The organism is Proteocatella sp. QWL-06 (assembly GCF_058684135.1).
Genome location: NZ_CM178755.1, coordinates 2,272,370 through 2,285,045 on the forward strand (window position 1 = coordinate 2,272,370; position 12,676 = coordinate 2,285,045).

A 12,676-nucleotide genomic window follows, 5' to 3' on the forward strand; every position below is an offset into this window, starting at 1 on the left:
TATATCACAAAAAACATCTGTTGTGAACCGCCGCTGCCACAGTACAGGAATAGCCTTCTGTCGCCCATTCTGAGCGCACACAGAAAAAGCCCCGCAGGATTATTCCGGCAGGGCTTTGATTTAACAGTGCGAAGCTTATGTTTTACAGTGTGAAGCCTGTATTTCCAGTCTAAAACTTAAGTTTTTTAGAACATTTCCTCACTGCCTTTTCATATCTGTCAGGTCCAAACGCCTTGCAGAGAGTGTATATCCAGGTAGTTCCAAATATTCCCCAGAGCATGCCTTCCTTTCGCCTGAAGAACTTGAAGAAATAAACCCCAGTCAGTACTCCGAGCGTGAATATGCAAATCTTGAAAAATGCAAAATCCATCACATCAAATCTCTTTACGCCTTTCATTCCTCTGTCTATTATTTTCATGGCCGGCCTCCTTGTTAAAACCGCACAAATCGTACAAAATGTACGAAAAGAAAACGTTACAGCATTTTTATGACTCAATTATACCATATGCATTGAATATTCGGAAAGATTTTAGTTAACTTAATTGCTTTTTATTGCAATAATACTACGTGTCAGTATATAATGAAGTTGTGCAGAGTAGGTATCATGCGTAAAGTGCTGCAGAGATGGGAAGTTGCCTGAAGACGAAGGACATGCTCAAATTTGAGGGGCTATGTCTGCGATATGATGCCGCATCCGCTGAGGAGGAAAAATGAATAAAAAAAGCATTAACGCATCTGGACTTGATGCCGGCAGAGGAAGCAATACCCAGAGTATTGTATTCAGTGGCCTGCTTGTAGCTACAAGCATCATCTTCACAAGATTTCTTGGTTTCATGGCTTTTGGAGGTGCTGTAAGGATAAGCTTCGGCGGCCTGCCTATAGCGCTTGCCGGCGCACTGCTGGGACCTTTCTGGGGCGCAATGACCGGGATGGTGGCCGACGTGCTTGGAGCCACGCTGTTTCCACAGGGAGCATTCTTTCCAGGGTTTACGCTTACTGCGGCGCTTTCAGGCCTGATACCGGGGCTCGTTCTTTACAGACGCAAGCCTTCGATAAGCCTGATCGCCATTTCGAGTATACTGAGCGCAGTGATCTGCTCTCTTATCCTCAACACTTTCTGGCTTACAATACTGCTTAAGAAGGGTTTTCTGGTACTTCTTCCTACAAGGATAGTATCTGCCCTTGCTATAGCGTTCATAGAAGCCATATTGCTCAAGGTTCTTCTGACAGCTTTCAGGGGACATTTTGGTAAGACTGGAAGAGCTTGATTTCCAGTATATTTCGTTAATACGGGAGGATATTATGGGATTTAAATCTGATATTGAAATCGCACAGGAAGCAATAGCTTCGGATATACGAAAGATAGCTGAAAAAATGGGACTCACCGAGGATGATCTGGAGCTTTATGGCAAATACAAGGCAAAGCTTGATTACAACCTGCTCAAGAAGCCGGGCGGAAAAAAGGCAAAGCTGATACTGACGACCGCCATAAACCCCACTCCTGCCGGTGAGGGCAAGACGACAACTACTATAGGACTTGCTGATGCGCTTTCAAAGCTCGGAAAGAATACTATGGTGGCTCTCAGGGAGCCTTCTCTCGGACCGGTTTTTGGGGTAAAGGGCGGCGCTGCAGGCGGCGGGTATGCCCAGGTTATACCTATGGAGGACATAAATCTTCACTTCACAGGAGATTTTCATGCGATAGGCGCTGCAAACAACCTGCTTGCAGCACTGATCGACAATCACATCCAGCAGGGCAATGTGCTTGATATAGACACGCGAAGAATAACATGGAAACGCTGCATGGACATGAATGACCGTCAGCTGAGATTCATAACGGACGGACTCGGAGGAAGGGCAAACGGAACTCCAAGAGAAGACGGGTTTGACATAACCGTAGCATCTGAGGTAATGGCTGCATTCTGCCTTGCAAATGACATATCAGACCTCAGGGAAAGACTGGGAAAGATAATAATCGGATACTCGAGAGCCGGCAAGCCTGTAACCGCTGCCGAGCTTGATGCAAACGGCGCGATGGCTGCGCTCCTGAAGGACGCTCTCAAGCCAAATCTCGTTCAGACACTCGAAGGAACGCCAGCATTCGTTCATGGCGGACCATTTGCCAACATAGCGCATGGCTGCAACTCTGTTATAGCGACAAAGATGGCAATGCATTTTGCAGACTATGTAGTTACCGAGGCCGGATTTGGAGCGGACCTTGGCGCGGAGAAGTTTCTTGATATAAAATGCCGAATGGCTGGGATAAAGCCTGATGCAGTAGTCATCGTAGCTACGGTGAGAGCTCTCAAATACAACAGCGGCGTTAAGAAGGAAGACCTTGGAAATGAAAACCTCGAAGCTCTTGAAAAGGGACTTCCCAACCTGCTCAAGCATGTCGAGAACATAACTCAGGTATTCAAGCTTCCTGCTGTGGTTGCAATAAACAGATTCCCGCTCGACACTGAAGCTGAGCTCGAGCTCATCCGCAGCAGATGCAGGGAGCTCGGAGTCAATGTAGCGCTTTCAGAGGTGTGGGCAAACGGTGGCGCAGGCGGAAAAGAGCTCGCTGAAAACGTGCTTGAACTGATCGAAAAAGGGTCAGATGGATTTGAGTATGCCTATGACCTTAAAATGGGAATAAAGGACAAAATTAACGCAATAGCGACTAAGATATATGGCGCTGACGGCGTGGACTTCCTTCCTTCTGCCCTCAAGCAGATCCAGGAGATCGAGGACCTCGGTTTTTCAGAGGTGCCTGTCTGCATGGCAAAGACTCAGTATTCTCTCACTGACGACCAGACGAAGCTTGGAAGACCTGAAGGATTCAGGATAACCGTAAGAAATGTAAAGATCTCTGCCGGAGCAGGATTTGCAGTTGCGCTCACAGGAGAGATAATGACCATGCCTGGACTTCCTAAGGTCCCTGCTGCCAACAGGATCGACGTTGATGAGAACGGAAAGATCTCCGGGCTTTTCTAGGCTGATGGCTGATATAAAAATATACGATGAGTATCTCAACACAAAGAAATCACCGGTTACAGTTTCGTAACCGGTGATTTCTTTGATATTATATGCGTATATTCTAATACGTTTCTATAGTTGCAAAATTTTCTGTGTGTTCTTTCTTAGCTATATCTGATTGAACTCTCTGCCTTCCTTGAGCGTGAATTTTGCAACCTCTTCCTGAAGCATCATCGCCTGCCCTGAGAGCTCCTCGCTCGCAGCTGCGCTCTGCTCTGCAGTCGCTGAGTTTGACTGCACTACGTTTGATATCTGGTCCAGTCCTGCGGTGATCTGAGATATTGCACCCGCCTGCTCTGTAGATGCACTCGTTATCTCACCTACTGCCTCAACTACCTTCTCCGCATTTCCAACTACATGCTCTATGGCCTCTGCGGTTTCCTTTGCTATGGATGTTCCCTGAGAAACAGCCCTTACGGTATCTTCTATAAGCGCCGTAGTATTCTTTACGGCTTCGGCAGATTTTCCAGCAAGATTTCTTACCTCATCTGCCACAACTGCGAATCCTTTTCCGGCAGCACCCGCTCTTGCAGCCTCTACTGCTGCGTTGAGCGCAAGTATGTTGGTCTGGAATGCTATGTCCTCTATTACCTTTATTATCTTGTTTATCTCAGCTGATTTTACAGAGATGTCCTCTATCGCAGTTACCATGCTTTCCATCTTCTGCGTACTGTACCTCAGTTCTTCTCCGACTCTTGAAGACAGTTCATCTGCCTGCTGCGAATTCTTTGCGTTCTGATTTATCTTGTCTGAGATTGCAGCTATCGATGCTGCAAGCTCTTCGATAGAGCTCGCCTGCTCCGCCGCTCCCTGAGCAAGGGTCTGCGAGCCTGAGGACACCTGATCTGCGCCTGCGCTCACCTGGTCGGATGACCTCTGTATAACCGAAAGCGTATCACTTAGCGATACTGCGATGTTCAGTATTGATGCTTCTATAGGCGCGAACACGCCCGGATATTCCATATCTCTGTGAAGATCGAAATAACCTTCTGAAAGTTTTTCGAGGCCTCTCGTCGCATCCTCTATCAGCATTTTAGTAGTCGCTGACATGGTCCTCATGCTCTCTGCAAGGCTTCCTATTTCATCTTCCGACTGGTAAGCAATAGCAATGTCATAGTCTCCCATAGCCATCCTCTGAGCCGCTTCTTCAACTTCCTTCACCGGCCTTACTATTGAGTTTGCAACCCTTATTACAATAAATGCCGCGATAATTAGAGCCGCTGCTGATATAGCGGTGCATATGGCAGCTGTAATGTAGCTCAGCTTCATGAACTCACCTTTTTCTACGCTTACTCCCATTGTCCATTCGGTTCCCGCGATTGGTTCAAAAACAACTATCTTGGTAGCTCCGGCGTACGTGTATTCTCCAGACACCTCTTCTCCTCCAACTGCCGACTTTGCTATTTCTGAAAGCTCAAGCAGACCAGGATCCATATTTTCAGTGTTTATGAGATTTTTCTGATTCTCAACTTCCTTGTTATCCTTATGAGCTATAGTGATTCCATTCTCATTTAATATATATGCGCTTCCAGTCTCTCCTATCTGGATATTCTTAACTATATCTGAAAAGAAATTCCCGCTTAACCTCGTAAATACTACACCGGTAATTTCTGATGAATAAACTCCATTTTTCCATACTGGTGCTGCAACAAAAACGGTCTGAACTCCTGAATCAATAATCGGCGAACTTATATATGTAGTTCCCTCAAGTGCAGATCTGAAGTATTCTGTGTCTGCAACATCATGTCCCTTGAGCGTTTTCCCGGAAGGATATGCCACATCAAGATCTGCAAGATTATATTTTTTTATCTTATTGTCAAGAAGCACAATCTTTTGTTCCAAAGGCGTATCTTCCCCTGTAAGCTCATGCATTGTACCGAACTCATTAAGCAGACGCCTTGATGATTCAAGCCTGTTCTCCATAGCCAGTCCTGCGGTCTTTGATGTTTCTTTCATCAATTCATAAAGCAGTTCCTCCGTGCTCCTGATGCTCATAATGCTGAAAAGTGTAGTTACTGTTCCCAGTGAAATCAGAAGCACAATCAAAATCACAGCCATGATTTTTGTTCTGATGCTGTTCATTCTTATTTTCATAGGCTGTGTCACAATTAATAGTTGATATTTCATAAAAATGAACCAAGCAGGGTATACTTGGTTCATTTTTTCCGTTTAAGAGGCTAAACCTTTATTTGTGCTTATCGAATACGTAAACAATATCTGGATAGCAGCAAGTCCCCTTAGGGTTATTTACCGCGCAGTTGCTATTCTTCATAGCACCGGTCCTGTTAATCACTTCCTGGACACTTTTAGCGCCATCTTGGATAGCATTAATGATGTCCTGCTCCGTCACATGATTGCAATAGCAGACGTATTCTCCAATTACAACTTCTTCTTTCTCGGTTGATGTACAACCACAACAACAGCCAGACATATACGCACACCTCCTTGGTGTTTTGATAATAGTAATTCTATGCCAATGGGACTGGTGACCTTCTTGACAACAGGGCGCATTTGACCGTTACCCTTGTAGTCAAGGCAACCTTAATGATTCGATCAACTCGTTCCCGAAGAGTGCCGTAACTTGAATTGATCCAGTTATTCCATAGCAAATAATTGTTGAGATATTTCGTCGCAACTCCCTTGAAAATCCGGATAAAAGCCTTCAGCTTGCTGTGATATGCGTTGATGTGCTGAATATGATAAATGCCCTTCTTGGATTTGCCTGTCTTCAGTTGGACGAGCTCGATGCCATTGCTATTTGCAAATCGCACGTAGGAATTCATTTTATCTGTGCAGAACACTGATTTATCAATGATCTTCCCGTCATATATTTTGTGAAGATCTTTGGTTCTAACTCTCCCTAATGTAGCTATCTTAGATAGTGAGTTCCCTGTCCGATCTATTGCACAAGGAACACAAACCTGCTCCTTAGATATTCCTCTGGTGCTGATAGCTTTGCCGCGTTTATGGGCCGTCCTTGGCATTTTGAAGGTTGAACTATGCTTATGGTTGCCCTTGAAAGACAAGGGAAAGAAGGTTTCATCTGCTTCGATAATTCCTCTGAGGTTTGTTTGGTTTGCCACCTTTTGAAGGGCGTCAAGAATTTTATGCCTCCAGATGAAGGCAGTATTTCTGTGAATTCCGCATATTTCAGCCGTCTTTCGAATTGGCAGTTTGTTAATCATGCACTCCATGTACAGCTTCCAGACTTTCAATTCCTTTCGGGTTCCAGAAGCTATAGAGTTTGTAGCAGCCAAGAAAGACTTGTCGCAATCTCTACACTTGTAGCGTTGACGGCCATCACTTCGATGACCATTCCTCACGATATGACCTAAGCAACCACAATGAGGGCATACAAGACCACCGGAAAACCGGTCCTCACTGACCAATTTTTCAATGCTTGGTGCAGCAATACTGTTTTCCATTAGTTTAGCCCGCAGCTCATCTTTTTCGAAGGGTGTAAGCCCCTCTACCAATAGAAGAATATCTTCGATAGTTGCCATAACTTGGCCCATCCTTTCGAGAGAGTGTTAAGTAAATTGTATCACACTCTCCGGATTTTGCAATATTACTAATTTATCAACTATTAATTGTGACACAGCCTTTTCATATAACCCTCCAAAAAAAATAATTAAATATACATTACTTATAAACAGCATGTTTACAGTATAGCATAATTGTTCACTGGTCTATATCGCTAAAATGTCGAAATTATCACTGAACATATAAGTTTGATAAGTATTTACGCTTCATTATAACTCATGGGAATGGTTGAATTCAATAGATTAAACAAAAAAAGTTTAGATTTTAATGAAGATTGCAAATATGATTCATAAATATATTCTAATCATAATCAAAGCAAAAGGCATACTGGATAAAAAACAGCATGCCTCTTGTTTCAGTTCTATTTATTTTGAAATTAATTTTATGCGTCTACAGCATCTCTACAAATGCCGCCATCCTTGTATTGAGCTGTCCTATATCTGACTGAGAGTAATCTGTCTCTATGCTCATATAAGGTATTTCTTTTTCTCCGTTTACAAAACGCTTTATACTGAGAGTTTCCACGGCATAGGTATGACATGCCTGAAGTATTACATCCACAACTCCATCCGCCTCGTATTCATCTATCATCCTGCTGAGAAGGTCTATACGGTTTGGATTTGGAGTCATACATGAGCAGCCTATGTTAAGATACTTTTCCGCAAGAGCGTCATATACGTCCTCATTGCTTTCGTCTACCAGCCTGTCGATAGCCTTTGCGCCCATGCAGTTTTCAAATGCTACTACATATGCGCCGTTGTCCTCTATGGCCTTTACTACCTTTTCCGTAACTCCGCCTATAGGACATCCAGTAACCACTATCCTTGGCTTTGGATCAAGCCTTCTTCCCTCTTCGTATTCTTTTCTTACTCTGTCTGCCAGTTCGTTTACTTCCTTTATAGTGTCATTCTTGTCAAATTTGAATGTACTTCCATAAAGCACTTTTAATATATCCAAGCCTGACATCGCCGGCGGATTGAGCTTGCCTATTTCATACATATTCTTGAGAGCCTGTCTTTCCTGATTTTTAAGCTTTATGGCTTTTTTTATGTCTTCTTCCGTGATCTCTACCTCAAATTTGTTCTCAAGTATTCCCTTGAGCTTGATTATCTCGCTTTTCCAGAGCTGGAAGCCTTCCTTTGTAGCCTGGCTGTTTGGAAGCTCCATTACGTGAACATCCTTGAACTCACCAAGATATTCATACATTTTTTTCTTTCCGTCACATGTAGTCTCTCCAACCACTATGTCTGAGAAGTAGAAGAATGGACATTTGTCTGTTTTTCCAAAACCATAGCTTGATTTTATGAGAGGACACAGGTTTTTCGGAAGGTCTGCTTCTGCCTCCTGGATTGTCTCGTCTGATGTAGCGCATAATGACACCACTGCTGCTCCAAATGCCAGTGGAAGCTCCTGAGGCATGTATGTACAGAATGTTCCTACCATAGGAACGTTCTTTTCCTTAAGGTTTTTTGCTGCTATGAAGCCATTTCTTCTTGCCTCTGCAAATTCGTCAAATATCTCCGGAAGTTCTTTTCTAAGTTCCATAATCAATCTCCTTTTCTAACATCAATATAAGCATAAATCTCTGTATCAAACTTCATTTTATATCACCTGCATCTGAGTGTCTAATCGAAAAAACGTATCGCATCAATAAAGTCTTTCTATCGCACCAGCTACCTTTAAGATGCGCTGTAGAGGTTTTTTGTTGACTTGAGCGGGATATGCTGATATAATATATTTTAGCCCAACAGGCTTTTGCAACAGGAATCGGTGAACCGTGTCAGGATCGGAAGATAGCAGCACTAAGTCGAGCCCCCTGTGTGCGGAAACAACCTGTTGGGTTATCTATTTTCATTGAAAGGAGATATGACTGGCATATCCGGTCATAAAAACGATCATGCAACAAGCTCTATACAGGATTTACAGACCTAAAAACTTTGACGAGATATATGGCCAGGACCAGATAGTTTCCATACTGAAGAATCAGCTGGAAAACGGCAATCTGAGCCATGCATACCTTTTCTGCGGTCCAAGAGGAACTGGAAAGACTTCTACTGCAAAGGTATTCGCCTCTGCCATAAACGGCGGCATCGATATCGATACGGTTGAGCTTGACGCTGCTTCAAACAACTCCGTGGATAATGTCAGAGATATCAGAGACAACCTTGCTTTTGCTCCGACTTCAGGAAAATACAAGATATACATAATAGACGAGGTCCACATGCTGTCCGCGGCGGCTTTCAATGCTCTGCTCAAGACTCTGGAGGAACCTCCTTCGCACGTTATATTCATTCTTGCGACGACTGAGCCTCAGAAGATTCCACAGACTGTGCTTTCAAGATGTCAGAGATTTGATTTCCGAAAGATTGAGAAGGATGTACTAGTGCAAAGACTCTCTGACGTGCTCGCGCAGGAAGGAAAGGACTTTGAGTCAGAGGCGCTTGAATTCATCGCCTTAAAGAGCGAGGGCGGCCTCAGGGATGCCTTAAGCATTCTTGACAAGGCGCTTTCATACGGAGATCTCACAATGGAGAACCTTCTGCAGGTACTTGGAGAGATTCACTCGGACAACTATCTTTCGATGCTTAAGGCAATAATGGCCCACAATACTCGTGATGCCATAATGGTACTGGGCAGCATAGAAAAGTCAGGCATGGACCCGAGGATATTCGCACTTGAGCTCATAAACTTCATGAAGCAGGTAATACTGGAGTTCAACGACGTAAAGCAGGATAACCCGAATGTCAGCCAGGCAGCGCAGATATGCACGGATGAAATTGCGGCAAATATAATAGAGGACTTATCCACAACCTGCAGCAACATGCGCTATTCTCCACAGCCACAGGTGCTCCTGCTTGCCGATATAGTGAGGATAACAGGCACCAGATATGATGCAATAGGCTCAAACCGTTATGTCAGCGAGGATATAAGGGCTGAGTTCGCTCTGATGAACTCCGAAATAAGAAGGCTTGAGACCCTTGTCCAGGGCCTTGAAAGCAGGCTTTCTGAGATCGAAAATAATCCACAGCTACCTGTGGGTAATATTGAAGGCAGTGTGGAAAACAGCGGCCGCATGGCTGTAACAAGCCATACAAAAGGACCTTCATCTTCGAAATCTCCTTCAAGGGTTTCCACGAAGAAGATAGAGCGGGTAGAGATAAGCGATGATGAAAAAGCTGAGCTTGACAGAGTCTACGATGCCATCCCGGTTCTTTATGAAGAACTCAGGGCCGTAAAGCAGGCACAGCTCGCTGCACTTATAAGGGAAGGAAAGCCTGAAAGGTTTTTTGATGACAACATCTTCTTCTGCTTTGAGGAAAAGAACATATTCCACAAGAACATGCTCGAGACTCAGGACATAAATAATTCCGTCGAGAAAATACTCAGCAAGCTCCTGAAAAGGAATATAGCCGTGCAGTATATACTTTACAGCGAGCTTTCATCAATAAAATCAAAGAAGATATCAGATGAGGAAAAGCTCATTGAAAAGCTTTCCGAGACATTCCCGGATGTAAATATCGATATAAAGCCTTAGGTTTGAAAATTATAAAAAAATTACAAAAAAACTATTTACAAATTTGTCCATATTGATTATAATGAGTGAAGAGTGAATAAATAAGGGTTCACTCCCCCTAATTATTGAACCTTATTAATACCCCCTTTTTTAAAAATCGAGTTACCCCGCTCGATTTTTTACTGTCAAAAATTATTTACAACTTAATAAAAATTTTCTTATTTAGAGAGATGGAGGGAAATGGCCCTGAGAAGTCTCGGCAACCTTCACTACGGTGAAAAGGTGCCAAATCCATCAGATTTTATCGCCTGCGTGTGCTCGCAGTGGTAAAGATCTGAGAGATAAGAGAAGATATAGAGCTTTAATTCTGTGCCTTCTCTTGGAGAAGGCTTTTTTAATGCAGTAAACTTCTCGCTGCGACAAATATATTATTTTTTCAGGAGGAAAATCAAAAAAGATGAACAAAATTAAGACAGATAGCAACCCAAAATCAAGCGTGGCGGCGCTGCTTCCAATTCTGGTATTTCTGCTCCTTTTCTTTGGAACAGGACTGATATTCAACGACTTCTACAAGATGCCTGCAATAGTCGGATTTCTTGCGGCACTTTTTGTAGCTTTCGTTCAGAACAGAAGCATGAGCTTTGATGAAAAGCTTTCAGTTATGAGCCGTGGAGCCGGTCACGAAAATATAATGATAATGGCGCTCATATTTCTTCTTGCAGGAGCCTTTTCAGGGGCTGTAAAGGCTGCAGGCGGAGTTGAGAGCACTGTAAATCTTGGACTTTCGATACTCCCATCAAATATAGCCGTAATGGGACTTTTCCTTATAGGCTGCTTCATTTCGCTTTCCATGGGAACTTCGATGGGAACTATTGCCGCACTTTCCCCGATTGCAGTTGGAATAAGCGAAAAGACAGGTTTTGGAATAGAGCTTTGCATAGGCGCAGTCGTATGCGGAGCGATGTTCGGAGACAACCTGTCCATGATATCCGACACTACGATAGCGGCCGTAAGGACTCAGGGCTGCCTTATGAAGGATAAATTCAGACAGAACTTCTTTATAGTTCTTCCTGCTGCCATCATAACGGCTGCGATATTTCTTATCAGGACTTCAGGAGGATCCTTTACAGTAGATCAGAACCTCGATTACAGCATACTCAGGATACTCCCTTATGTGATCGTTCTCGCCGGAGCGCTTTCCGGAATGAATGTATTTGCGCTTCTTGTGCTTGGAACCGTACTTTCGCTCGGAGTAGGGGTGTTTCAGGGAACATTCGCATTCAGCGAGGTTTTTGGAATCATAGGCGAAGGTGTTTCAGGGATGTTTGAGATAACCGTCCTTTCAATAATAATCGGAGGTACGGTCGAACTTGTGAAGGAAAACGGAGGCATAAATGCTATCCTTAATGTAATAAAATCAAAGGTGAACAGCGCCAAGGGCGCCGAGTTTGGAATAGCAGTCCTGGCATCAGCAGTTGATATGTGTACAGCCAACAACACGGTAGCCATCGTCATGGCTGGCCCTATCGCAAAGGAGATAAGCGATGAATTCGGCGTGGATCCCAAGAGAAGCGCCTCAATACTTGATATATTCACCTCGGTATTCCAGGGCCTTATCCCATATGGCGCTCAGCTGCTTACAGCTGCATCTCTTACCGGAATCACGCCTTTTCAAATCATTCCTAACCTCTACTACCCTGTCCTAATGGGAATCAGCGCTGTGATCTTCATAGCCGTGAGAAAGGAAGTCAGAGTTACGGAGGCAGAGTCGGCTGCATAAAAATGCTGCTGAGACTGCAATTACAGAGATGTAGAGCATAGGATAGAATATATTAAGAACAGTATAGGAGTAGGATGAGCTTCGAAATTGCAGAATTATCAGCCTGAAAAGGCTGAGAAGAGCTGCCGAAAGCGCAAATCCTGCTCCTTTTGTGTTGCCTTTTATTTTGCTCCTGAACAGCCTTTCTGCAAGCAGTACAGCCGCTATTATTAATATTGCTGCTGATGCCTCCATGAGCTGGGCAGGATATACCCTTATTTCAGGGCTCCCGAAAAACTGTGATATCAGCGGGCTTGCAGCAAGCTCCGCCTGCTCCTTTAATGGAAGCGGCACTGAAAATGATGATTTTGTCATCTTTCCGTAGCAGCATCCGTTCAGAAAACATCCGATCTTCATGACAAAGTAGCTCAGCAGGAAAGGAAAGGTCAGGCGGTCCATAAGCTCCAAAAAATCTGCCTTGAGCCTGTAAGATGATATGTACAATGCCATAAATGAAGCTGCCATTCCTCCATATAAAGAGAAGTAACCGCTTTTCATGATGAAAAGCGGTATTCCTGCCTCCGTATATTTCTTATAGTTTATGACATAGTTAAGAATCCTTGCTCCCAGGAGGAAGCTTGCGCCTGTCACTGCGCATATAAAAGCTGCCGTTCTTCTTCCAGTACCCATCCTTATGAGCTGTACATAGGCCATGGCAAGGCCTGTCGCGATGCTCAGCCATACGAACAGATCATATGTGTGTATGTGTATCTGAGCGCCCATTGCGCTGAAATTTATCTCCGGAAGCATGACTCCTCCTTTTTCCCAACATTTTCTAT

The 12,676-nt window shown here is 44.0% G+C and carries 10 protein-coding genes, 1 other RNA gene and 2 riboswitches; of the genes, 5 read left to right on the forward strand and 6 right to left on the reverse strand.

From position 1 onward, the window contains the following. Positions 1-169: 169 nt before the first annotated feature. The gene (locus AC4PGZ_RS10900; RefSeq protein ID WP_492158652.1) at positions 170-418 is read right to left on the reverse strand and encodes a hypothetical protein; all 249 of its coding nucleotides are present in this window, start codon (positions 416-418) and stop codon (positions 170-172) included. 171 nt (positions 419-589) lie between these two features. After that, a riboswitch (THF riboswitch) is annotated at positions 590-702 on the forward strand. 8 nt (positions 703-710) lie between these two features. Here AC4PGZ_RS10900 and AC4PGZ_RS10905 point away from each other — a divergent pair. Next, positions 711-1,268 carry a folate family ECF transporter S component gene (locus AC4PGZ_RS10905; protein ID WP_492158653.1) on the forward strand — a complete coding sequence of 186 codons (558 nt, stop codon included), beginning with the start codon at positions 711-713 and terminating at the stop codon, positions 1,266-1,268. 34 nt (positions 1,269-1,302) lie between these two features. After that, the gene (locus AC4PGZ_RS10910; RefSeq protein WP_492158654.1) at positions 1,303-2,979 is read left to right on the forward strand and encodes a formate--tetrahydrofolate ligase; all 1,677 of its coding nucleotides are present in this window, start codon (positions 1,303-1,305) and stop codon (positions 2,977-2,979) included. Positions 2,980-3,129: 150 nt separating this feature from the next. Here AC4PGZ_RS10910 and AC4PGZ_RS10915 read toward each other — a convergent pair whose 3' ends face one another. The 4 genes from AC4PGZ_RS10915 to AC4PGZ_RS10930 all read right to left on the reverse strand — a co-directional run bounded on the left by AC4PGZ_RS10915 (position 3,130) and on the right by AC4PGZ_RS10930 (position 8,109). Continuing rightward, positions 3,130-5,103 carry a methyl-accepting chemotaxis protein gene (locus tag AC4PGZ_RS10915; protein ID WP_492158655.1) on the reverse strand — a complete coding sequence of 658 codons (1,974 nt, stop codon included), beginning with the start codon at positions 5,101-5,103 and terminating at the stop codon, positions 3,130-3,132. Positions 5,104-5,206: 103 nt separating this feature from the next. Next, positions 5,207-5,452: a (2Fe-2S)-binding protein gene (locus AC4PGZ_RS10920; RefSeq protein WP_323386845.1), complete on the reverse strand. Its 246-nt coding sequence runs from the start codon at positions 5,450-5,452 to the stop codon at positions 5,207-5,209. 37 nt (positions 5,453-5,489) lie between these two features. Further along, the gene (locus tag AC4PGZ_RS10925; RefSeq protein ID WP_492157812.1) at positions 5,490-6,524 is read right to left on the reverse strand and encodes an IS1595 family transposase; all 1,035 of its coding nucleotides are present in this window, start codon (positions 6,522-6,524) and stop codon (positions 5,490-5,492) included. A gap of 430 nt (positions 6,525-6,954) precedes the next feature. Next, positions 6,955-8,109 (reverse strand): double-cubane-cluster-containing anaerobic reductase, encoded by a 1,155-nt coding sequence (locus AC4PGZ_RS10930; protein ID WP_492158656.1) that lies wholly within the window; start codon positions 8,107-8,109, stop codon positions 6,955-6,957. Between the two features lie 200 nt (positions 8,110-8,309). On the opposite strand from AC4PGZ_RS10930, the gene ffs reads away from it, so the two are divergent. From ffs to AC4PGZ_RS10945, 3 genes are all read left to right on the forward strand, one after another. Then, positions 8,310-8,406, forward strand: an RNA gene (gene ffs / locus AC4PGZ_RS10935) — signal recognition particle sRNA small type. 55 nt (positions 8,407-8,461) lie between these two features. Next, positions 8,462-10,099 (forward strand): DNA polymerase III subunit gamma/tau, encoded by a 1,638-nt coding sequence (dnaX, locus tag AC4PGZ_RS10940; protein ID WP_492158657.1) that lies wholly within the window; start codon positions 8,462-8,464, stop codon positions 10,097-10,099. A 194-nt stretch (positions 10,100-10,293) separates the two neighbouring features. Continuing rightward, a riboswitch (SAM riboswitch) is annotated at positions 10,294-10,426 on the forward strand. 109 nt (positions 10,427-10,535) lie between these two features. After that, positions 10,536-11,858, forward strand: coding sequence for a Na+/H+ antiporter NhaC family protein (locus AC4PGZ_RS10945; protein ID WP_492158658.1), 1,323 nt, complete (start codon positions 10,536-10,538; stop codon positions 11,856-11,858). On the opposite strand, the gene AC4PGZ_RS10950 is transcribed toward AC4PGZ_RS10945, so the two are convergent. Continuing rightward, positions 11,781-12,647, reverse strand: a complete 867-nt coding sequence (locus AC4PGZ_RS10950) for a prolipoprotein diacylglyceryl transferase family protein (protein ID WP_492158659.1) — start codon at positions 12,645-12,647, stop codon at positions 11,781-11,783. The genes AC4PGZ_RS10945 and AC4PGZ_RS10950 overlap by 78 nt on opposite strands. Positions 12,648-12,676 lie beyond the last annotated feature (29 nt).

What these genes read in the sequence shown, in the direction of transcription:
- AC4PGZ_RS10900 (WP_492158652.1), bottom strand. Translation starts at nt 418, where the DNA reads ATGAAAATAATAGACAGAGGAATGAAAGGCGTAAAGAGATTTGATGTG.
- AC4PGZ_RS10905 (WP_492158653.1), top strand. Translation starts at nt 711, where the DNA reads ATGAATAAAAAAAGCATTAACGCATCTGGACTTGATGCCGGCAGAGGA.
- AC4PGZ_RS10910 (WP_492158654.1), top strand. Translation starts at nt 1,303, where the DNA reads ATGGGATTTAAATCTGATATTGAAATCGCACAGGAAGCAATAGCTTCG.
- AC4PGZ_RS10915 (WP_492158655.1), bottom strand. Translation starts at nt 5,103, where the DNA reads ATGAACAGCATCAGAACAAAAATCATGGCTGTGATTTTGATTGTGCTT.
- AC4PGZ_RS10920 (WP_323386845.1), bottom strand. Translation starts at nt 5,452, where the DNA reads ATGTCTGGCTGTTGTTGTGGTTGTACATCAACCGAGAAAGAAGAAGTT.
- AC4PGZ_RS10925 (WP_492157812.1), bottom strand. Translation starts at nt 6,524, where the DNA reads ATGGCAACTATCGAAGATATTCTTCTATTGGTAGAGGGGCTTACACCC.
- AC4PGZ_RS10930 (WP_492158656.1), bottom strand. Translation starts at nt 8,109, where the DNA reads ATGGAACTTAGAAAAGAACTTCCGGAGATATTTGACGAATTTGCAGAG.
- dnaX (WP_492158657.1), top strand. Translation starts at nt 8,462, where the DNA reads ATGCAACAAGCTCTATACAGGATTTACAGACCTAAAAACTTTGACGAG.
- AC4PGZ_RS10945 (WP_492158658.1), top strand. Translation starts at nt 10,536, where the DNA reads ATGAACAAAATTAAGACAGATAGCAACCCAAAATCAAGCGTGGCGGCG.
- AC4PGZ_RS10950 (WP_492158659.1), bottom strand. Translation starts at nt 12,647, where the DNA reads ATGCTTCCGGAGATAAATTTCAGCGCAATGGGCGCTCAGATACACATA.